Annotated in this window: 19 protein-coding genes and 1 pseudogene; 13 read left to right on the forward strand and 7 right to left on the reverse strand. The window is 68.1% G+C overall.

All coding sequences use genetic code 11. From position 1 onward, the window contains the following. A partial coding sequence (locus AC1DDG_RS00005; protein ID WP_476874508.1) for an inositol-3-phosphate synthase occupies window positions 1-468 on the forward strand: 468 nt, incomplete at its 5' end. Between the two features lie 87 nt (window positions 469-555). On the opposite strand, the gene AC1DDG_RS00010 is transcribed toward AC1DDG_RS00005, so the two are convergent. Next, window positions 556-1,179 (reverse strand): MerR family transcriptional regulator, encoded by a 624-nt coding sequence (locus AC1DDG_RS00010; RefSeq protein ID WP_476874509.1) that lies wholly within the window; start codon window positions 1,177-1,179, stop codon window positions 556-558. 101 nt (window positions 1,180-1,280) lie between these two features. Here AC1DDG_RS00010 and AC1DDG_RS00015 point away from each other — a divergent pair, with 101 nt between their 5' ends. Continuing rightward, the gene (locus AC1DDG_RS00015; protein ID WP_476874510.1) at window positions 1,281-1,904 is read left to right on the forward strand and encodes a DUF2306 domain-containing protein; all 624 of its coding nucleotides are present in this window, start codon (window positions 1,281-1,283) and stop codon (window positions 1,902-1,904) included. An 80-nt stretch (window positions 1,905-1,984) separates the two neighbouring features. On the opposite strand, the gene AC1DDG_RS00020 is transcribed toward AC1DDG_RS00015, so the two are convergent. From AC1DDG_RS00020 to mshA, 3 genes are all read right to left on the reverse strand, one after another. Continuing rightward, window positions 1,985-2,944 (reverse strand): DUF559 domain-containing protein, encoded by a 960-nt coding sequence (locus tag AC1DDG_RS00020; protein WP_476874511.1) that lies wholly within the window; start codon window positions 2,942-2,944, stop codon window positions 1,985-1,987. A 241-nt stretch (window positions 2,945-3,185) separates the two neighbouring features. Further along, the gene (locus AC1DDG_RS00025) at window positions 3,186-4,868 is read right to left on the reverse strand and encodes a formate--tetrahydrofolate ligase (protein ID WP_476874512.1); all 1,683 of its coding nucleotides are present in this window, start codon (window positions 4,866-4,868) and stop codon (window positions 3,186-3,188) included. Between the two features lie 54 nt (window positions 4,869-4,922). Next, window positions 4,923-6,200 carry a D-inositol-3-phosphate glycosyltransferase gene (gene mshA / locus AC1DDG_RS00030; protein WP_476874513.1) on the reverse strand — a complete coding sequence of 426 codons (1,278 nt, stop codon included), beginning with the start codon at window positions 6,198-6,200 and terminating at the stop codon, window positions 4,923-4,925. Between the two features lie 168 nt (window positions 6,201-6,368). On the opposite strand from mshA, the gene AC1DDG_RS00035 reads away from it, so the two are divergent. Then, the gene (locus AC1DDG_RS00035) at window positions 6,369-7,631 is read left to right on the forward strand and encodes a glycosyltransferase (RefSeq protein WP_476874514.1); all 1,263 of its coding nucleotides are present in this window, start codon (window positions 6,369-6,371) and stop codon (window positions 7,629-7,631) included. A 59-nt stretch (window positions 7,632-7,690) separates the two neighbouring features. Here AC1DDG_RS00035 and AC1DDG_RS00040 read toward each other — a convergent pair whose 3' ends face one another. Beyond that, window positions 7,691-9,142: a family 4 glycosyl hydrolase gene (locus tag AC1DDG_RS00040; RefSeq protein WP_476874515.1), complete on the reverse strand. Its 1,452-nt coding sequence runs from the start codon at window positions 9,140-9,142 to the stop codon at window positions 7,691-7,693. A 139-nt stretch (window positions 9,143-9,281) separates the two neighbouring features. On the opposite strand from AC1DDG_RS00040, the gene AC1DDG_RS00045 reads away from it, so the two are divergent. From AC1DDG_RS00045 to tsaD, 6 genes and pseudogenes are all read left to right on the forward strand, one after another. Continuing rightward, window positions 9,282-10,373, forward strand: coding sequence for a carbohydrate kinase family protein (locus AC1DDG_RS00045; RefSeq protein WP_476874516.1), 1,092 nt, complete (start codon window positions 9,282-9,284; stop codon window positions 10,371-10,373). 114 nt (window positions 10,374-10,487) lie between these two features. Next, window positions 10,488-11,693 carry an alanine racemase gene (alr, locus tag AC1DDG_RS00050; RefSeq protein ID WP_476874517.1) on the forward strand — a complete coding sequence of 402 codons (1,206 nt, stop codon included), beginning with the start codon at window positions 10,488-10,490 and terminating at the stop codon, window positions 11,691-11,693. Continuing rightward, window positions 11,690-12,334 carry a tRNA (adenosine(37)-N6)-threonylcarbamoyltransferase complex ATPase subunit type 1 TsaE gene (gene tsaE / locus AC1DDG_RS00055; RefSeq protein ID WP_476874518.1) on the forward strand — a complete coding sequence of 215 codons (645 nt, stop codon included), beginning with the start codon at window positions 11,690-11,692 and terminating at the stop codon, window positions 12,332-12,334. The genes alr and tsaE overlap by 4 nt, the downstream gene beginning before the upstream one ends. Continuing rightward, entirely contained in the window at window positions 12,334-13,005 is a 672-nt protein-coding gene (tsaB, locus tag AC1DDG_RS00060; RefSeq protein ID WP_476874519.1) for a tRNA (adenosine(37)-N6)-threonylcarbamoyltransferase complex dimerization subunit type 1 TsaB, read from the forward strand. Before tsaE ends, tsaB begins: the two co-directional genes overlap by 1 nt. 53 nt (window positions 13,006-13,058) lie before the next feature. After that, window positions 13,059-13,478: pseudogene (gene rimI / locus AC1DDG_RS00065) on the forward strand (ribosomal protein S18-alanine N-acetyltransferase); the annotation flags it as partial. A 161-nt stretch (window positions 13,479-13,639) separates the two neighbouring features. Further along, window positions 13,640-14,773, forward strand: a complete 1,134-nt coding sequence (tsaD, locus tag AC1DDG_RS00070) for a tRNA (adenosine(37)-N6)-threonylcarbamoyltransferase complex transferase subunit TsaD (protein WP_476874520.1) — start codon at window positions 13,640-13,642, stop codon at window positions 14,771-14,773. Window positions 14,774-14,810: 37 nt separating this feature from the next. Here the strand turns inward: tsaD and AC1DDG_RS00075 are convergent, their stop codons facing one another. After that, on the reverse strand, window positions 14,811-15,962 hold the full coding sequence (locus AC1DDG_RS00075) for a glutamate--cysteine ligase (RefSeq protein ID WP_476874521.1): 1,152 nt from the start codon (window positions 15,960-15,962) through the stop codon (window positions 14,811-14,813). Between the two features lie 139 nt (window positions 15,963-16,101). On the opposite strand from AC1DDG_RS00075, the gene AC1DDG_RS00080 reads away from it, so the two are divergent. Then, complete coding sequence (locus AC1DDG_RS00080; protein ID WP_476874522.1) at window positions 16,102-17,841, forward strand: glycoside hydrolase family 3 protein; 1,740 nt, start codon at window positions 16,102-16,104, stop codon at window positions 17,839-17,841. Window positions 17,842-17,964: 123 nt separating this feature from the next. Continuing rightward, the gene (locus tag AC1DDG_RS00085) at window positions 17,965-18,783 is read left to right on the forward strand and encodes a shikimate 5-dehydrogenase (RefSeq protein WP_476874523.1); all 819 of its coding nucleotides are present in this window, start codon (window positions 17,965-17,967) and stop codon (window positions 18,781-18,783) included. A gap of 29 nt (window positions 18,784-18,812) precedes the next feature. On the opposite strand, the gene AC1DDG_RS00090 is transcribed toward AC1DDG_RS00085, so the two are convergent. Continuing rightward, a complete protein-coding gene (locus tag AC1DDG_RS00090; protein WP_476874524.1) occupies window positions 18,813-20,051 on the reverse strand; it encodes a THUMP-like domain-containing protein in 1,239 nt (412 codons plus the stop codon). A 53-nt stretch (window positions 20,052-20,104) separates the two neighbouring features. Between AC1DDG_RS00090 and AC1DDG_RS00095 the strand changes: the two genes are divergently transcribed. Continuing rightward, window positions 20,105-20,506, forward strand: a complete 402-nt coding sequence (locus AC1DDG_RS00095) for a hypothetical protein (protein ID WP_476874525.1) — start codon at window positions 20,105-20,107, stop codon at window positions 20,504-20,506. A 219-nt stretch (window positions 20,507-20,725) separates the two neighbouring features. Continuing rightward, a complete protein-coding gene (gene groES / locus AC1DDG_RS00100) occupies window positions 20,726-21,022 on the forward strand; it encodes a co-chaperone GroES (protein ID WP_230118626.1) in 297 nt (98 codons plus the stop codon). Window positions 21,023-21,084: the final 62 nt, after the last annotated feature.

The raw sequence follows: 21,084 nt of genomic DNA on the forward strand, positions 1-21,084 counted from the left end.
GACCGCGGCGTCACGCTGGACCGCACGTACCAGCTCAATGTCGGCGGCAACATGGACTTCAAGAACATGCTGGAGCGCGACCGCCTCGAGTCCAAGAAGATCTCCAAGACCCAGGCCGTCACCTCGAACGTCGAGGCCGAACTGGCTGCCAAGGACGTTCACATCGGCCCGTCGGACTACGTCCAGTGGCTGGACGACCGCAAGTGGGCCTTCGTCCGGCTCGAGGGCCGCAACTTCGGCGACGCCCCCGTCTCGCTCGAATACAAGCTGGAAGTCTGGGACTCACCCAACTCCGCCGGCGTGATCATCGACGCCATCCGCGCCGCCAAGATCGGCCTGGACCGCGGCATCGGCGGCCCGCTCCTGTCGGCTTCGAGCTACTTCATGAAGTCCCCGCCGGAGCAGTTCAATGACGACCTCGCCCGTGAAAAGGTCGAGGCCTTCATCCGCGGCGACCTCGAGCGCTAAACCCTCTCCCTCCTTCCGCGACGCTCTCTCACTTTTGGTGGGTTGTGGCGCGACGCTCTCTCACTTTTAGTGGGGGAGCGTCGTGCTTTAAGCGTCCTGTTCGTAGCGCCGGATGGCGTGGCTCGCCTGGGCGAGTGCGAGCAGCTTTAGCAGCAGTTGGCTGTGCATGTGCATGCCGACGGCGGCAGTGAGAATGAGCTGGTCGACGCTGTCTGGGGCGGTCGTCACCGCGATGTCGAGTCCGGCGACGTCGTCCATGGCCTTGCTGTAGGTATCCAGGAGCTCGCCGGAAACCCGAATGTTGAGGCTTTTCATCAGCTCGAGATGGGCGTTCAAAGCACTCCGGGCGTCACTTGGGTAATCCGGCCAGTTCCGGAGACGCACGACGGCGTCCCCCGCCGGTGCGCGGACCCCGCCACTGCTGGTGGTGGAGGCGTCCAGGTCCAGCACCACGCGCTGAACGGCCGCTAAGAGCGTAAGGCGCGGGGCGCCGTCGTCGGCCATTTTGAGGAGGCCGCGGATCTGCTCAATGTTCAGTCCGACTATCCGGCGGAGCGCCTGGATCAAATTGAGACGCTCGACGTGCCTGGCCGAATACTGCGCGCGAGTTGCGTGGACGGTCTGGCCGGCTGGCAACATGCCCTCGCGAAGGTAGTACTTGATGCTGGCGGCCGAGACTCCCGAGTGCTCGCTCAGTTCCTTGAGCTGCATGCCGCGTTTCCTTCCCGCGAAGTCCCGGATCCACTGGATAGCGAATCCGGCGCCAACTATCCTGATGTACACGCACTGGATAGTGGTTCTATCCTAAGGGCATGGACCACTGGAACGTACTGCTTATCAGCCACGTGACCGCCGCACTGTTTGTCCTTGCGATCGGCCCCTTCCAAATTCTTCGCCGACGCCGCGACCGCGTCCACCGCACCATGGGCTACCTATGGGTGGCGGCCATGTACTACGTATGTGTCAGCAGTTTCTGGATTGTGACGGCTGGGCATTTCACCTGGCTGCACGGGCTGTCCGCCTTCACCATCGTGACGGTCACCCTTGGCCTCATCGGCGCGATCCGACGCAACATCCAGTCGCACCTGCGGAACATGATCGGCAGTTACATCGGCATTGCCGTTGCCTTCATCTTCGCCGTCGCGGTGCCCGGACGCGCGATTCCGGAGCTCCTTGTCGAGGACCCGGCCACCGCAACGTACGTTGCCGGGCTGGTAGTGCTGAGCGTGGTGGTGGTCTTCGTTTCGCTCGAGCGCGGCGGTTCCACGAGTCCCCGGGGCGGTTCGAAGACCCAGGTGGAGCCGGCTAGGGGACGGGCAGCTTCGGCCGTTTCGGCCGGTCTGGCAGAACGTGCAGAACGGGCTGATCCGGCCGATCCGGCAGAACGGGCAGAACAGCGGGACGGACAACCAGCAGCGGGCCGGAGTTCTTCGTGACGGGCCGGACGCTCTCTCACTTCCTGTAGGTCTTTGGGTGACGCTCTCTCACTTCCTGCATATTTGGACGTGACGCTCTCTCACCCGGCGTCGGCGAAGCCCGATAACTGGGAATGATCTCGCCACGCGGTGCGCAACGTGCGCTTGATCTTGCCGATGGCCGCTTGGAAATCGTCAGCAAGATCGTCCTTGTCCAATATCAGGACAGTCCAGCCGGCGGCTTCGAAAGCCTTGTCACGGCGTCTGTCACTAAGGGACTGTGCGTCGAGGAGGTGATGTCCGCCGTCGTACTGGATGGCGAGCCGCCGATGGCGGTAACCGAGATCGGCGGTAGGCGACATGCCGTCACCGATGCGCAATACCAGTTGGAGACCCGGCTCGGGGAGGCCGGCATCGGCCATCGCCAGGCGAAGCAACGATTCCGGCGCGGAGTCGGCGCCGACCCGCATCAGATCCAGTGCTGCCCGGGCACGGACTACACCCTGCAGGTTCGGATGGCGACCCACCAAGGTGCGCAGTCCGTCCAAGGTGTCGTAGGGCTGCGTCCGTCCCTCGAAGACCACTCGCGGGATGCGGACTAATTGGTCACCCATGCACACCAGATCACTCACCGACAGTCGTCGCGCCAAATCCAGCCACGTCCGCGATCGCGTGCTGATGCGGATGCCGTCGGCCCACTCAATTTCGTCTTCCAGTGCCAGTACCGTGTGGCCGAGTACGCCGCTGCGGCGCACCGAGGGCAGGGCCCGGGGCTTGCTTAGATGCAGCTCCGTCGAGTCGGCCAGCCAGGGCGGCAGCAGTTGGCACCGAAGCCGTGCCGCAGTGACGTGTGAGATCCAGGCCCCTGGCGACGCGTTCGACAGCGCCCGCGCCGCGGCCTCCAGCTCAAAGCTCCAGTCCGACGGGCGGTAGAGCCCTCGACCCACATGGACCACGTCTTTTCGCCGCAGCCTGTTTGCGGAAACGCCTGCGGCCCGCGCCGAGTCGATCGTGAACGGAGCTGTTGCCAGCAGTCCGGGCAGATTATTGCTCATTTGCATGCAGGCAGTCTGACCCAAAAGCGGCGACGCTGCAGAAGTTATCCACAGGCAGTCGCCGGGCGCACGGAAGTGAGAGAGCGTTGGGGGTGGGGCGGCAGGTAGTGGGAGAGCGTTGGGGGTGGGGCGGTAGGAAGTGGGAGAGGGTCGCCTTGGGGGCGGCAGGAAGTGGGAGAGCGTTGGGGGTGGGGCGGTAGGAAGTGGGAGAGGGTTGGGTTGGGGGCGGCAGGAAGTGCGAGAGGGTCTAGAACAGGCCCACCGGGTTGCCGTCCGTGTCCACGTCCATCCGCAGGGCCGCCGGCACGGCAGGGAGTCCGGGCATGGTCATCACCGCACCGGTGAGGGCCACGATGAAGCCTGCGCCGGTCTTGGGAATCAGGTCGCGCACGTGGATGGTGAAGCCCTTGGGTGCGCCCAGCCGGGAGGCGTCGTCGGTGAAGGAGTACTGCGTCTTGGCCATGCACACGGGCAACCCGGACCAGCCGTTCTTCTCAATGTCCGCCAGCCGCCGCAGTGCAGGCACGGAGAAATCCACCCCGTCCGCGCCGTAGATCTCCTGCACGATGGTCCGGATCTTGTCCTCCACAGACAGCTCCAGCGGGTACAGGTGCCGGAAGTTGTTGGGCCCGGCAACGGCAGCCGCCACCTTCGCCGCCAGTTCATCGCCGCCGTCCCCGCCTCCGCCACGGCCCCAGACATCGGCCACTGCAGCCTGGATGCCTTCCCCTGCACACCAATCGAGGAGCCAGTCCAGTTCCTCCGGCGTGTCCGTGGCGAATTTGTTGATGGCCACCACGGGGGTGACGCCGAACTTCTCCACGTTGCTGACGTGGCGGCGGAGATTGGCCACACCGGCGGCCAGCGCCTCAACGTTGGGCTCCTTCAGTTGGTCCTTGGCGATCCCGCCGTGCATCTTCAGGGCGCGGACCGTGGCCACCACCACGACGGCGGCGGGTGCCACGTCCGCGATGCGCGCCTTGATATCCATAAACTTCTCGGCCCCCAGGTCCGCGCCGAAGCCGGCCTCGGTGACCACGATGTCAGCGAGCCGGCGGGCCGTCTGCGTGGCAATGAGGGAGTTGCAGCCGTGGGCGATGTTGGCGAACGGGCCGCCGTGCACCAGCGCCGGGGTGCCGGCGATGGTCTGCACCAGGTTGGGCTTGATGGCGTCCTTGAGCAGCAGGGTGAGGGCGCCCTGGACGCCAAGGTCGGCCACCGTGACCGGTGCCCGGTCGTAGGTGTAGCCGAACGTGATGCGGCCCAGCCGTGTGCGCAAATCTGCGATGTCGGTGGCGAGGCAGAACACCGCCATGATCTCCGACGCCACGGTGATGTCGAAGCCGTCCTGGCGCGGGATGCCCTGCGTCGGTCCGCCGAGGCCGATCACCACTTCCCGGAGTGAGCGGTCGTTCATGTCCAGCACCCGCTTGAACGTCATGCGGCGCGGGTCGATGTTCAGCTCGTTGCCTTGGTAGATGTGGTTGTCCACCAGCGCCATGAGGGCATTGTTGGCCGATGTCACGGCGTGGAAGTCGCCGGTGAAATGCAGGTTGATCTCGTCCATGGGCACCACCTGGGAATAGCCTCCGCCGGTTGCCCCGCCCTTCATCCCCAGGACCGGCCCGAGCGAGGGCTCGCGCAAAGCGATCATCACCTTGTGGCCCGCCCTGGCCAGCGAGTCGGCAAGGCCCACCGTGGTGGTGGACTTTCCCTCACCGGCAGGAGTGGGCGACATCGCCGACACCAGAACCACTTTTCCCTGCGCGGCCGCGGCGGACAGCTTGGCCGGATCGATCTTCGCCTTGAACCGGCCGTAGAGCTCCACGGCCGCGGCATCGATGCCGGCGGCGGCCGCGATGTCTCCGATGGGCCGCAGGCTGGCGCCGCGGGCAATTTCCAGATCGCTCGGAGTGCTGCTGTCAGACATCGTCGTCCTTTGGTTCGGGGGAATCCGTTCGGGTCTTCTCCGGCCGGGCCCGGCTCAGCCGGTGAGCCGCGGAACGTAGCCGGCCGGCACGCTGTGGCCGGCTGGGAATTCGTCGACGGCGGCATGGTAGCTTTCCAGCGTGATGGCCGCCGTGCGCTGCCACCCCGAGCTCTGCGCGTGCACGGAGGCCGCGCGGCCCATGTCCTCCCGCGTAGCTGGGTCGTCATAGAGGGCTTCGAGGGCGTCGGCCCAGTCAGCGGCCCGGTGGCCGTCCACCAGCAGCCCGGTGCGGCCGTCAAAAATGGCGCGGGACAGCCCGCCAACACGCGTGGCCACCACAGGCGTGCCGCAGGCCTGGGCTTCCAGCGCCACGAGGCCAAAGGACTCGCTGTAGGAGGGCATTACGACGACGTCGGCCGACCGGTACCAGCCCGCCAGCTCAGCCGCGCCGACCGGCGGGTGGTGGGTGACGGCGTCGTCCATTCCGGCGGCGGTGACCAGCGACTTCAGGTTGAAGTCCTTCGCGCCGCTCAGCGCTCCCAGGATGGTCAGCTTCAGGTCGATGTCCGGACGGCGCTCGCGGAGCAGGGCGGCCGCCTTGACCAGGATCTGGGGCCCCTTGAGTCGCTGGATGCGGCCGGCGAACAGCAGGTGGAAGGTGCCCGGCAGGATGCCGTGCGCGGCGCGTGAGCGGCCGCGGAAGGCGGGGGTGAAGACGGCGAGGTCAACGCCCGGGGGAGCGACGTCGATGTGGTCAAAGTCGGCGTCGTAGTGCGACACGAGTTCGGCGGCCTCGGCGCTGGTGTTGGCGATCAGCCGCGCGGCGCCCTCCACGATCCGGTGTTCGCCGTCCTCACGGCGGCGCGGCTCCGGCTTTTCGCCGGACTGCAGGAGGAGGTTTTTGACCTTGGCCATGGTGTGCATGGTGTGGACCAGCGGGACGCCCCACAGCCCGGAAAGCTCCAGTCCGGCCACGCCCGACACCCAGTAGTGGGAATGGATGATGTCGTAGCGGCCGTGCGGCTGCCGCTCGCGAATCCGTTCGATCTCGGCCACCATGCTGTGGAGCAGCTCCGGCAGCTCCTCCTTGGGCAGCTTCCGCGTCGGTCCGGCCAGGACGTTGTGGACGCACACCCCGGGGTCCGGATGTTCGACGGCGGGCTGGCCGGCGGCCGTGGACCGGGTGAAGATCTCCACCTCCACGCCGCTTTCGGCGAGTGCCGACGCCAGTCCGCGGATGTACACGTTCATGCCGCCGGCGTCCCCGGAACCGGGCTGCTCCATCGGGGAGGTGTGAAGGGAGAGGAAGGCCACGCGCTTGATCGGGGTCACGGCTCTCCTCTCGGTTCACGGGGACTCACACACGCCAGCGCCAACTCCGGCGCCCGGCCCGGGAACTGCATCCGGTAAAACACTACTCCTGAAGCGCCCGCGCATTCACGGTCCTGGCCCTCGTGACCGGCTGTAGACGTTCTGCTGCCCGCCCCATAGGCTCCAACCATGGCTTCCATCATCGTTTGCAGCGGTCCTCACGACGGCCACGTTTCGCCGATGCTGGGCGTTGCCCGGCGACTGATCGACCGCGGGCACTCTGTGCGGTTTCTGACGGGTCCTGCGTACCAGGATGCTGTCCGGGCAGTCGGTGCGGAATTTGTTCCCCTGGGTGCCGGGGCCGAGTACTCGCCCCCGGCCGGCAGCGCCAAGGGCATTGCAGCGGTGCGGGAGGGCGTCCGCGTGCTGGTTATCGATCCGGCGCGCGGCCAGTTCGAGGCGTTGTCGGCGGCGATCCAGGCCGAACCGACAGATCTGGTTCTTGCAGAGGTCACGTTCGTCGGAGCCGGCACACTTTCGGGGCTGCCGCTGGAGAACCGTCCGCCGGTCATCGCGTGCGGCATTCTGCCGTTGACGCTCTCCAGCGCGGACTGCGCGCCGTTCGGTCTCGGTCTGGCGCCCGGACGCGGGCCCGCCGCCCGCCTGCGGAACCGCGCCCTGAACTGGCTGGTGGAAAAGGTCCTGCTGCGGGACAGCGACCGGCAGGTCGACGCCATCATGCGGGAGCTGACAGGAGTGGGGCTGGAGGGGCTATTCATGCTCGACTGGCCGCGGCGGGCGGAACTCATCGCGCAGTTTACGGTCCCTGAGTTCGAATACCCTCGATCGGATGCACCGGCGAACCTGCGCTTCTTCGGACCGACGGCCCGGCACGTTCCCAGCGGCATTGCAAGGCCCGAGTGGTGGGGAGATCTGGACAGTTCCCGTCCGGTGGTCTACGTGACCCAGGGAACCGTGTCGAACACAGACTTCTCGGCACTGGTGGCGCCGACCCTGGAGGCGCTCGCGCAGGAGGATGTGACTGTGGTGGTCAGCACGGGGCGGCGTCCGCTGGCTGATTTGGCGCCGCTCCCAGCGAACGCGCGTGCCGCCGAATTCCTGCCCGACGCCGAGCTCATGCCGAAGGTCTCGGTGTATGTGACCAACGGGGGATACGGCGGACTGCACTACGCGATGGAAAACGGCGTGCCCATTGTGGTCGCCGGAGACACTGAGGACAAGCCCGAGGGAGCCGCCCGGGTTGCCTGGGCGGGCGCAGGAATTAGTCTCGGAACCGGGCGGCCGGCTCCGGCTGCCATCCGGGATGCTGTGCAGAAGCTCTTGAGTGACGGGCGATACCAGGCCGGCAGCCGGCGGATTGGCGCGGCGATCGCCGCGTCGCCGGGCGTGGACGGCCTGATCGACGAGCTGGAGGTGCTGGTGTCGAGGTGAGGCTGCGGCCGTCACACAGCTGCGGCCGTCGGGGCACCGTTCGAAGTAGCACGCCCCGGTTAACTACGGCTGTCCCCGCCGGATCTCCGCCACAACGCCGCCAACCCGGGGAACGCGGCCTCGTACCCGGCAAGCAGCTGTCCGGCCAGTTTCTCCGTCCCTACCAGCGGGTGAGCGGCGAAGGCTTCCAGCGCGGCATCGCGCTCGCCGCCGGCCGCGGCCTGCACAGTGAGGAGCTCCACGCGCTTCACGCGCTGCATGAGGCTCAGCTGCGGTTCGGCCGGACGGTCCTGCGCGATGGGCACCGCGCCGCTGGCGGTCACGGTGCAGGGAACCTCGACGACGGCGTCCGGCGGCAGCCCGGGAATCGCCGGCTCCGCGCCGCCGCCCGGTCGAGAAACGGCTGAGTTCCGCGTGTTGAGGATCAGCTGGGTACCGCCGCCGTCCGTGCCAGACCTGCCCGATCCTTCACCGACAAGTGCCCGCATCACCGCCAGCGCCACCTGTTCGTAGCCGCCGCCGGCAAGATCCTCGGCATCGCGCGCCTCGCCGGCGCTGCGGGCTTCGGCCAGGTAACCCTCTTCGCGGGACCTGCGTGCGGCATCCCACAATCCAAACGCCGCCTCGCCGGCGGCGGCCAGCCGGGGATACAGCTCGGCCTGCTGGCCATGGATGGACTCGCCGCGGGTGCCCTCCATGGCGCGCATCGCCGCGGCCGCCCGCGCTGTTTCGTAGTAGTAGAACAGGTATTCGTTCGGCAGGACGCCCAGCGCCTGCAGGACGGGCTGCGGAAAGAGCCTGCCCTCCTCGAAGCCGGCAAGCGCGCCGGCGTCGGCCAGCAGCCCCGGCAGGAGATCACGGCCGCCGGACTCCAGCCGGTACAGCCAGCCGAGATGGTTCAGCCCGTAGTAGCCCACGCCGTCGAGCTTTCCGGCAGGCAGGGGCGCGCCCGCAGCCCTGGCGGCGCGGTGGACCAGGGCGCTCGCGGAATCGCAGATGCCAATGACCTTCCGGCCCAGCACTGGCAGCAGCGCCTCGGTGACCATCCCCGCCGGATTGGTGAAGTTGACCAGCCACGCGTCCGGGCAGTGCGTCCGCATTTCGAGGGCCAGTTCCAGCATGGCGGGGATGGAGCGCAGCGCGTACGAGATGCCGCCCGCGCCCGTGGTTTCCTGGCCCAGCAGCCCGAGGTCCTGCGCGACGCGTTCATCCGCTATCCGGCCTGCCGTCCCGCCCGGCCGGATGGCTGCAAACACTACGTCGGTGCCCGCCAGTGCCTCGCGGAGGGACGAGGTGGTGGTCACCGCCGAGGGCTGCCCGACGGCGGCCCTGCCGTCCGTCCCGGAGGCCGCCGCCATGGAGCGGAGCACCGCGCTGATGGCAGCGAGGCGGCCGGGATCGACGTCGAAGAGCACCAGTTCCCGGACCAGCCCGGCGTATGGCCCCGAGCAGAGCGCCCGGTACACGAGGGGAACCCGGAATCCGCCGCCACCGGCGATCATGAGCCGCATGGCAGGAGTCTATGCGCACTGTGCCGCTTCGCCATCCATCCGCTCACCGTTGCGGACCGGCGGCGAGCACCGCCGGTCCTGGCCATACCCCCAGACCTTGGGGTTTCAACACCAAGGCCCACGGCGTAGTGTGCCGAACATGGATGCGATTCCCGCAGGCCGCTTCGATCCGCTCTCTTCCGTCCGAACGACGTCGGCCGGAGGTTTTGACCTGCTGCTGGCCGGGACGGTGTTCCAGGACATCATTTTCACGGGACTGCCGCACGCGCCCCAGCCCGGGACCGAAATCTGGAGCGAAGGGATGGGAAGCTGCCCCGGGGGCGTGGCGAACCAGGCCATCGCGGCCGCCCGGCTGGGCCTGCGGACGGGCCTTGCGGCGGCGTTCGGTGACGACGGCTACGGGGACTACAACTGGAAGATTCTTGCCGGGCAGGAGCACGTGGATCTGTCCCTGTCCCGGCGCGTTCCCGGCTGGCATTCGCCCGTGACGGTCTCGCTGAGCGTGGACCACGACCGCTCCATGGTGACCCACGGGCATCCCGCGCCGGTGACCGCCTCCGAGCTGATCGGGGAGCCCCCGCCCGCACTGGCGGCAGTGGCGGACCTCGGCCACGAGCTTGAGCCCTGGGCGCTCGCGGCGCACAACGCCGGCGTGAAGCTGTTCGGCGACGTGGGCTGGGATCCCAGCGGCGAGTGGTCGCACGCCCGGCTGGAGAATCTGCGGTATTTCCACGCCTTCATGCCCAACCAGCGCGAGGCCATGGCCTTCACCGGCAAGGAGAATCCCTGGGCCGCCCTGTACTCGCTGGCTGACCGTGTGCCCGTGGCCGTGGTGACACTGGGGCAACAGGGAGCCATGGCCGTGGACTCGGAGACCGGCGAGGAGGAATGGGTGCCGTCCCTGCCGGTGACCGCCTACGATCCCACGGGGGCCGGGGACTGCTTCGGGGCGGCGTTCGTGGTGGGCTGCCTGGCGGGTTGGCCGCTGGGTGACAGGCTGCGGTTCGCGAACCTGTGCGCCGCGCTGGCCGTCCAGGAAGTCGGGGGCTCGCTCGCGGCGCCCGGCTGGGGGGACATCGCTGACTGGTGGAAGCGCGCCATCGCCCGGCCGGAACGCCGGGGGAGCCAATGGATGCGGCGCTACGCGTTCCTCGCCGACATCGTCCGCGACGTGCCGCCGGAGGCCCAGCGGCGGGCGGCCGCCACGATCGCACACCTGTCGGACGCCTAGCCCCGCCCGCCCAGGCCCTGCCTGGCCCGGCCCGGACTGCGCCGCTCGGCCCGCACAGGCCTGCGCCGCTCGGCGAATTATCCGGCCCCGGGCGCCAGCATTAGAATCAATAGAGTGACATATCCAGCAGCAACAGGAGACCTCCCCCGCGCGACAGGTCCGGTGCCGCACCTGTCCCAGGAACGGTCCGCCGTGATCGACCTCGAAGCCATCCGCCACAACGTGCGGCGTCTTGTGGCAGCCGCCTCGCCGGCGCGGGTCATGGCAGTAGTGAAGGCCGATGCGTACGGCCACGGCGCGGTACCGGTGGCGCGCGCAGCCCTTCAGGCGGGTGCCAGCTGGCTGGGAGTGGCGCACATTTCCGAGGCGCTGGCCCTCCGCGCCGCCGGCATCGAGGCGCCGCTGCTCGCCTGGCTGCACACCCCCGAAAGCAACTTCGGCGCGGCGGTGGCCGCCGGCGTCGACATCGGGTGCTCGGGCTGGGAGCTGGAGCGGATCGTCACTGCCGCCCGGGACCAGGAGCGTCCGGCGCGCATCCATCTCAAGGTGGACACGGGCCTTGGCCGGAACGGCGCCACCGTGGAGGTGTGGGACCGCCTCGTGGGCGAGGCCATGGAATACCAGGACGAAGGCCTGCTGCGCGTGGTGGGCATTTTCTCGCACCTCGCAGTAGCCGATGAACCCGAGCGCCCCGAAACAGACGATCAGCTCGCCGCTTTCCGCGACGTCCTGGCCATCGCCGAGGACGCCGGCGTGGACCCCGAAGTCCGCCATCTGGCCAACACCCCGGCCACCCTGTCCCGGCCGGACACGCACTTCGACCTCGTCAGGGTGGGTCTCGGCATCTACGGCCTGTCGCCGTTCGAGGGGCAGACGTCCGCTGAACTGGGACTCCGCCCGGCAATGACCCTGCGCACGGTGGTGGCCCACTGCAAGGACGTCCCCTCCGGCCAGGGCGTCTCCTACGGGTTCAACTACCGCACGTCCGGCGAAAGCACCCTTGGACTCATCCCGCTGGGCTACGCGGACGGCGTGCCGCGCGTGGCCACCGGCGGGCCGGTGCGGGTGGAAGGAGTCACCTACCCGGTGGTGGGCAGGATCGCCATGGACCAGATGGTGATCGACCTCGGCCGCCGGGACGTCTCAGCAGGCGGCCACAGCGTCCTCGGAGCCGAGGCCCTGCTCTTTGGCGACGGCGCCGACGGCGGCCCCACCGCCGATGACTGGGCCCGTGCCGCCGGCACCAACAACTACGAAATCGTGACCCGCATCAGCCCCCGCGTGCCGCGCACCTTCATCAACGAAACGCCGGCGCAGTGAGCCTTCCGGCAGCCCTTAATCCGCCGCGCTGGGTCCAGACCCTGAAAGTTACGACGGCGGAACAGACCCACGCACTCGGCGCGGCACTCGCGGAGCTGCTGCGGGCGGGGGACCTGCTGGTCCTCACGGGTGAACTTGGCGCGGGCAAGACGACGTTCACCCAGGGCCTCGGGGAGGGCCTGGGGGTGCGGGAAGGCGTCATTTCGCCCACCTTTGTGCTGGTCAGGATCCATCCCAACCTCCCCGGCGGTCCCAGGCCCGGCGGCCCGGACCTGGTCCATGTAGACGCCTACCGGCTCGGATCGGCGTCGGAAATCGATGACATCGATCTCGAAAACACCATGGATTCCTCCGTCACCGTGGTGGAGTGGGGACGTGACCGCGTGGAGCACCTGAGCGAGAGCCGGCTCGAGGTGGAGCTGCACCGCACTATTGGAAGCGCCACTGTTGGAGGCGGTGCACTTGGTGACCCTGGGGTCGGAGACGGCCCGGGCCCAGGCGCCGAACCGCGGGGGGCGGACGCTGTCCTGGACTTCGATAGCGAGGACGACGACGAGCCCCGCACTATCATCATCCGCGGCTTCGGGCCGCGCTGGGAGGACCAGCCCGTCCTGAAGCAGGCCTCCGAAGGGACATCCTGATGCTCATCCTTGCCATAGATACCTCCGCCGTGGCCAGCGCCGCACTGGTATCCGACGACGCCCTCGAGGGCGTCGTGGGCAGCTTTTCCACCGAGGACACGCGCACCCACGCCGAGGTGCTGGCGCCGGGAATCGAGAAGCTGCTGGCCGAAGCCGAGGTCACGGGTGCGGACGTCGACGCAATCGTCGTCGGCGTCGGGCCCGGTCCGTTCACCGGGCTCCGCTCGGGCATTGCAACAGCCCGGACCCTTGCCTATGTCTGGGGCAAACCGCTCTACGGACTGATGAGCCTGGATGCCGTGGCCCTGGAAGTGGCCGAGTCAACCGACGCGCCGCCCGAGTTTCTCGTGGCCACCGATGCCAGGCGCAAAGAGGTGTACTGGGCCCGGTATACGTTGCAGGAGGGCCAGCTCCCCAGGCTCGTGGACGGGCCGCATGTGGGTTTCGCCTCCGATCTTCCTGGCCTGCCCGCCTACGGCGCCGGCGCCGGGCTGTACTCCGATGTCCTGCGGGCCGACCCCGACTTCAGCACGGAACAGCCTGACGCGCTGTACCTGGGACAGTTCGCCCTGGCGAGGCTGGAGGCGGGGGAGCAGCTCCTGGACTCCACACCGCTGTACCTCCGTGAGTCCGACGCACAGGTTCCGGGCCCCCGGAAGCGCGCGCTGTGAACGGCCTGTCCGGAACCACCAGGCTGCCGGGCCCGGGCGTGACGGTCCGGGACATGGTTCCGGCCGACATCCCGGCGGTTCATGAGCTGGAGGCGCGGCTCTTTCCGGTGGATGCCTGGCCGCTGCAGATGTTCGTGGACGAGCTGGCCCAGCCCGAAACCCGGAGGTACCTGATCGCGGAGGCGCCGGACGGCATCGTCGGCTACGCGGGCCTGATGTGCATCGAGCCGATCGCCGACGTCCAGACCATCGCCGTCGTACCGGAGTATGAAGGCAGGGGCATCGGATCGGCCCTGCTCACGGAGCTGATCCGTGAGGGCCGTCGCCGGGGTGCGGCGGACGTCCTGCTTGAGGTGCGGGCCGACAACCCCCGTGCGCAGCAGCTCTACGTGCGGTTCGGATTTGAGCAGATCCATGTCCGGCGGAAATACTACCGCGACGGCGTCGACGCCCTCATCATGAGGCTGGAGCTCGCGGATGTCCTCACAGTCCACGAGGACATCCCGCACGAGGACGTCCGCTACCAAAACGTCCGCTACCCGGACGCCCGGTACCAGGACGCCGAAATAAACAGCGCCGATCAGCACACAGCCGGCCAGCCCGGCGAAACCACCCCCACGGAGGCAGACCAGCAATGAACCGTTCCCAGCCGCTCGTGCTCGGCATCGAGTCCTCCTGCGACGAAACCGGCGTCGGAATTGTGCGCGGAACGGACCTCCTGACCAACACCGTGTCCTCGTCGATGGACGAGCACGTCAGGTTCGGCGGGGTCATTCCAGAGATCGCATCCCGCGCGCATCTGGATGCCTTCGTGCCCACGCTCCAGGCGGCGCTCGCCGAGGCGAAAGTCACCCTGGCCGATATCGACGCCATCGCCGTTACGGCCGGCCCCGGGCTGGCCGGCGCCCTGATGGTGGGGGTGTGTGCGGCGAAGGCCCTGGCGGTGGCCACGGGCAAGCCGCTGTACGCCATCAACCACCTCGTGGCCCACGTGGGCGTTGGGCTCTTGGACTCACAGTCCGGAACCGCGGGCGGTCCAGGCAACGCGCCGTCGCTCCCCGAGAACCTGGGTGCCCTGCTGGTGTCCGGCGGCCACACGGAAATCCTGCGGATCCGCAGTATCACCGACGACGTTGAACTGCTCGGCTCCACCATCGACGACGCCGCCGGCGAGGCCTACGACAAAGTGGCGCGGATCCTGGGCCTGGGCTATCCCGGCGGTCCCGCCATCGACCGGCTCGCCCGCGAGGGAAACGCCAAGGCCATCCGCTTCCCGCGGGGACTCACGCAACCCAAATACATGGGTACCGCCGAGGAGCCCGGCCGGCACCGCTACGACTGGTCCTTCAGCGGCCTGAAGACCGCAGTGGCCCGCTGCGTGGAGCAGTTCGAAGCCAAAGGTGAGACCGTCCCCGTGGCCGACATAGCAGCGGCCTTCCAGGAAGCCGTGGTGGACGTCATCACGTCCAAGGCGGTCCTCGCGTGCCGGGAGCACGGCATCACCAACGTCCTGCTGGGCGGCGGCGTGGCGGCCAACTCGCGGCTGCGCCAGCTCACTGAGCAGCGCTGCTCCGCCGCCGGCATCAGGCTGCATGTTCCGCCGCTGGATCTTTGCACGGACAACGGGGCGATGGTGGCCGCCCTGGGAGCCCAGTTGGTCATGGCAGGCAGCGAGCCGAGCGGCATCGCCTTCGCCCCGGATTCCTCGATGCCGGTGACCACCGTGTCCGCGCCGGCAGTGGAACTGGCCGGGACGGCTGCCGCCTAGGCCCGTCCAGGCCGGACACGAAAAGCTCCAAGCGGTCCTACGCGGTGGGGCCGTTCCGCATCTGCTTTACCAGGTCCAGCACCACAGCCTGCAGGTTACCGCCGCTTTCGGCCGCAACCCGGCGCTGGCGCTGGTAGCCGGCACCGCGGCTGATGATCTTCTCGACGTCGGCCAGTTCGTCCGGGCAGCCCAGCTTCGCGGCGATGGGTTCGAGACGGTTGAGGGTGTCGAGCAGGTGCTCGGTGACGAGCTGCTCGTTGCCCTGGGCGTCCAGGATGATGATGGCTTCCATCCCGTACCGGGCGGCGCGCCATTTGTTTTCCTGCACGTGCCACGGCGGCATAGTAGGTATGGTCCCGCCGTGGTCCAGGGTGGTGGAGAACTCGTGGACCAGGCATTGCGTCAGGGCGGCGACGGCGCCCACTTCCTCCAGCGTGGCCAGTCCGTCGCAGATGCGCATCTCGACGGTGCCCAGGTTGGGCACGGGCCGGATGTCCCAGCGGATCTCCGAGAGCGTGTCGATCACGCCGGTGGTGAACATGTCCTGGACGTAGGACTCGTATTCTTCCCAGGTGGGGAACTGGAAGGGCAGTCCGGCGGTCGGCAACTGCTGGAACATGAGGGCGCGATGGGACGCATAGCCGGTGTCCTCGCCGCCCCAGAACGGGCTGGAGGCGGACAGCGACTGGAAATGCGGGAAGTAGTTGACCAGCCCGTCCAACACAGGGAGCACCTTGTCCCGCCGGTCCAGCCCCACATGGACGTGGACGCCGTAGATCACCATTTGCCGGCCCCACCACTGGGTGCGGTCGATCAGTTTGGCGTACCTGGCTTTGTCCGTGACCGGCTGCAGCTGGGGCGGGCTGAACGGGTGGCTGCCGGCGGAGAAGACCTCTACGCCCATGGGATCCGTGACTTCGCGGACGGCGGCAAGGGACCGGCTCAGGTCCTCCTTGGCTTCGGCGGCAGTCTCGCAGATCCCGGTGACAAGCTCCACCGTGTTCAGCAGCAGTTCCTGCTTGATGTGCGGGTGTTCGTCGTCTTCGTTCAGCTCGGGGTGCCTGGCAGAGACTCCACGCAGCACCTCGTTAGCCACGGAGGCAAGTTCGCCGGTCTGCGCATCAACGAGGGCGAGCTCCCATTCCACACCAAGAGTTGATTGCCTGGATGAAGCGAAATCAATCTTCATGTGTTCCTCTCGCTGTCTGCTGTCCCGTTTGCTGGCCGTTTCTGGCAGAACGGTTGGCAGGGGAACGGTCTTCCAAGTCTAGTGCAGGGGTAGCATCAAGATGATGGCTTGGCTACAGAGAGCGCGTGAGAGTCTTCACATGACTGCTTCCGCCAACCCCGCCAAAAGCAAACCCGTCCTGACCGCGGCCGCCCTCGCGTTGCTGCTCGGGGCGGTGGCCTGCACGCCGCAGCCGACGCCGCCGTCGTCATCCGACGCGGCACCGGGACCCAGTCCACTCGGTTCCGGTTCGCCCGCATCGTCCGGATCAGGACAACAGCCGACGACGGCGGCACCGCCGCCCGCGGCAACCCCGCCGAGGGCGCCCGGCAAGGGAACAGCGCCGCTGGGCTGGGGACCGCAGCGGCGCGACGAGGCGGCGGCGGCTGCTGCGGTGGCAAGCATGACGCTGAGCGAGAAGGCCGGGCAGGTGCTCCTGCCGTTCTATGCCGGCCTCAACCACGAGGCACAGGCCGTCACGGTTGAACGGCTTCACCTGGCAGGCTCCATGATCATGGGCGACAATGTGCCCCGGGCGGCGGACGGACTCGTCGACGTCCGGAGCATGACGGCCGCCACCAGGCGGCTGGGCGCCGCTTCCCGATCCGGCGGCCGGACGTGGCCCGGACTGATCGGCGTGGACCAGGAAGGGGGATTGGTGGCCAGGCTGGGTGCCCCGCTCACCGGCTGGCCATCGCCCATGAGCTACGGCGCAGCCGGCAGCGTGCCGCTGGCAACTGAAGCCGGCAAGGGGCTAGCGGCGGAACTCGCAGCGCTCGGTTTCACTGTTGACTTCGCGCCGGACGCCGATGTCACCATCGGCCCGGCTGACCCCACCATCGGCGCCCGCTCCATGTCCGCCGATCCCCGTGCGGCGGGAAACCTGAGCGTCGGGTTCTCCCGCGGCATGCTGGCAGCCGGCGTGCTGTCCGCAGTCAAGCATTTTCCGGGGCACGGTTCCGTGACGGTGGACTCACACAAGGATTTGCCCGTCCAGAAGGCCACGGTGGCGCAGCTGAAGGCCAGGGACTGGAAGCCCTTCCAGGCGGCTGTGGCCGCCGGGTCCCCAATGATCATGGCCGGACACATCGCTGTGCCGGCCCTCGAACCGGGCGTCCCGTCGTCGCTCTCGCCGGCCAGTTATGCGGCGCTGCGGGCCATGGGGTTCAAGGGAGTGGCCGTCACGGACGCCCTGAACATGGGGGCCGTGAGCGCGCGGTACCCGCGCGGCTCGGCAGCCCCGGCCGCACTTGCCGCAGGCGCTGACCTGCTGCTGATGCCCGCCGACGTCAATGCGGCCCACACGGCGATTGTCTCTGCTGTTGCTGCCGGCAAGCTGTCAGAGGCACGCCTGGACGAAGCGGTCCGCCGCGTGGTCACCATGATGATCTGGCGCGGACGAAACAAGCCGGCGCAACTCAACGCTCTTCCGGGCAGCGCCGGGAGCGTGTCGGCAAGAGTGTCCGCCCGGGCCGTCACGGTCCTCGTGGGGCAATGCCGAGGCCCGCTGGTTCCTGGCCGGCTGCGGGTGACGGGCGGGACGGCTCCGGACAGGGCGCTCTTTGCCGCTGCTGCCAGGGACGCGGGCATCGCGCTGGGTGCAGGACCGCTGGTCACCCTCATCGGGTACGGCGGCGCTCCTGCGGGCGGAGACATCGCCGTGGCCCTCGACGCGCCGTGGCCGCTGGCCGGGTCTTCCGCACCCACCAAAGTGGCACTGTACGGCCGGACGCCCGGCGCCTTCCGGGCCCTGCTGGCGGTGCTGGCCGGCAAGGCGACGGCCCCCGGCAAGCTTCCGGCCGCCGTCGGACCTTACCGCCAGGGTTCCGGCTGTCCCTGACGCCCGCCGTCCCGAAAAACTGCCGTCCCGAAAGACCGCCGCCGAGCGTCACAAACCAGAGATTCCGCGAGCCGTCCGGCCTGCCGGGGGTGGCAGCCGGCAGCATGCCCGTTTAATGGAGGGGTGCCGATTCTGAATAAAGACATGACCCTCTGCATCTCGCTCTCGGCCCGGCCGAGCAACAACGGGACCCGCTTCCATAACTACCTGTACGACCAGCTCGGGCTGAACTGGATCTACAAAGCGTTCGCGCCCACCGACCTGGCCCAGGCGATCGCGGGCGTCCGCGGCCTCGGCATCCGGGGCTGCGCCGTCTCCATGCCGTACAAGGAAGACGTGATCGCCCTCGTCGACGCCATGGACCCGTCGGCCAAGGCCATCGATTCGGTGAACACCATCGTCAACGACGGCGGCCGCCTCACCGCCCACAACACCGACTACACCGCGATCGAGCAGCTGCTGGAACGCAACGCGGTGCCCGCGGAATCCTCGGTGCTGCTCAAGGGCGCCGGCGGAATGGCCAAGGCCACCGCGGCGGCGCTGCGGGACGCCGGCTTCAAGGACGTCACCATCATCGCCCGGAACGAGACCGCCGGCCGGGCGGTCGCCGGTCTCTACGGATTCCAGTGGAGCGCCGAGCTCGGCGGCGCCACGGCGGACCTGGTCATCAACGTCACGCCGGTCGGCATGGCCGGTGGCCCTGAGGCCGGCTCGCTGTCCTTCCCCGCCGAAGCCGTCGAGGCCGCCAAGGTGGTGTTCGATGTCGTGGCCCTGCCGGCAGAGACGCCTCTTATCAAGGCGGCGCGGGCGGCCGGCAAACAGGTCATCACCGGCGCGGAAGTGGCCACCATCCAGGCGCTGGAACAGTTCGTGCTGTATACCGGCATCCGCCCCACCGACGAGCAGGTGCGGGACGCCGAAGCGTTCGTGCGCGCGCAGTAGCGAACGCTTTGGTAGGGCCCTGGAAGGGCTTAGCCCGGCTGGACCGGCTCCACGGAGACGGTCACTCTCTCGTCACCGATCCTGGTGAGGACCAGGGTGGCCGTCTTTTTTCCTGCTTTTTTCCCGCTGCCCTTCCCCGCCGGGAGGAGCTGCTTCCGGAGCTCCTCCGGAGTGACCGACGTGCCGCGCTTCTTGATGTCCAGCACGCCGATGCCGTTCTGCTTCACCCAGGCTTTGAGTCCCCTCACGCTGTACGGCATGACCTCCAGGACTTTGTAAGCGCGGGCGAAGGGGGTGTCCACGAGAGCCGGGGCACAGATGTAGGCAATATGTTCATCCACGAGGTGTCCGCCCAGCTGCAGGGCCAGGTCCGCCACGAGGCCGGCGCGGATCACGGCGCCGTCAGGTTCGTAGAGGTAGCCCTCCACGGGCCCCACAGGAGCCGCCGGGCCGCCGCCGAAATCCTCCGCGCTGGTGAGTTCCGCCGCCCCCTGCGGTCCGAGCAGCAGCGCCGCCCGCCGCACCCCGGCCCGGGCCACCGCATTGAACCATAGCGAGACCTCGGTGACGTCGCCGCCCACCGAGACCCACTGCGCCTCGCAGCCGGCCGGCACGGAGTCGTGCGGCATGCCGGGGCCCATCTTGACACCCACTGCGAGCCCTGATGCGGCGAGCGACTCGACGAAGGACAGCGGAGGCGAAAAGGCCTCCGGGTCCCAGATCCTCTTAGTCCCGGATGTGGATGTAGTGCGCCGCGCCGGATCCAGCCAGACGCCGTCCGCGTCACCGAGGGAAACCGACGTCGCGTCCGAATGCACCACCGTGGCGTGCGGAAACGGGATGAGGTTGATGGTGGCGCACGCGGCGGTGGTCTCATCGACCTCCACGGCTGTCACGGCGATGTCCAGCGACGCCAGCGCCATGGAATCCGCGCCCAGGCCGCAGCCGAGATCGGCAACGTGCCGCACGCCCGCCTGGGCGAAGCGCTGGGCATGCCTGGCGGCCACGTTGAGCCGGGTGGCCTGCTCGAGGCCCGCCTGCGTGAACAGCATCTGGCGGGCGAACTCGCCAAACTTTCCTTCCGCCCTGGTCCGCAGCCGGGACTGGGTGAGTACTGCGGACACGAGGTCGGGGGAGTGCCCGGCCTTGCGGAGGCTTGAGTTGAGCGCAAAGGACTGGTCCTCGCGGTACGGACCCAGCGAGGCCAGCAGCTGCCATCCTTCTTCGGTGAGGAGCTGTGCGATCTGGTCCTGCGGTGCGTCAGACATGCAATCAAGCCTAGTGGAGTGCCCGCCGGCCGCTTGCCGATAGGGTGGTCTGAATGGAACCAAGCGCAACGCCCAGCCCCGATCAGCCTGACCGCAGCCGCACCGGCCCGGCCCGGTTTTCGCACCTGGCCCGGTACGCGCGCACCGCGCTGATCGCCGGCGCCGCTGTCGCCGTCGTCTGCCTCGTGCTCCTGGTGATCATCTTCCTGCTGGACTCCTTCAACGCCACCGTCTATTCGGTGGGCGGCAAGGACATCAACGACGCGACCGACGAGGCGCGCCAGATCCGGGAGCTGTACTCGGGGGCCCGCATCGGCGGCGTTGTCATCCTCATCGTCTCGGCGCTCACGGCCGCCGCCTCCGCCGTCATTCTCGTCCGCCAGCGCAAGAACGCGCCGGACGGCGACGACGACGGCGGCGAAGACGTGGGGTTCGACGCCCTCACCGACCGCTGACGGCAGCGCACCGGCTGTTCACCGCGGACGAAATTCTGGCACTCACCTTGACCGAGTGCTAACCACTTACATAGAGTCGTCATTAGCACTCTCCCTAGGAGGGTGCTAACACATGAAGAACTGCCAGCCTGGCTGCTGCCGGCACCGCGACGACGGTCTGCCGCCAAGGCGCAACAGTTTTACTGTCCATGAATTTGCTGACGAAAAGGAGAGGTCCGAGTGTCGGTCTCTATTAAGCCTCTTGAGGATCGTATTGTTGTCCGCCCGCTCGAAGCCGAGCAGACCACGGCTTCCGGCCTGGTCATCCCGGACTCCGCACAGGAAAAGCCGCAGGAAGGCGAAGTTGTTGCAGTTGGCCCCGGCCGCTTTGACGACAACGGCAACCGCGTTCCGGTCGACGTAGCCATCGGCGACGTCGTTATCTACTCCAAGTACGGCGGAACTGAAGTCAAGACCGGCGGCGAAGAGTACCTCGTGCTGTCTGCCCGCGACGTTCTGGCGATCGTCGTAAAGTAACTCTTTGGATCCCCGTGCCGCTGATCTGGTCTGACCGATCGGCAGCACGGGGTTTCTGTCTT

This window comes from Arthrobacter sp. 10L430, from assembly GCF_056395245.1.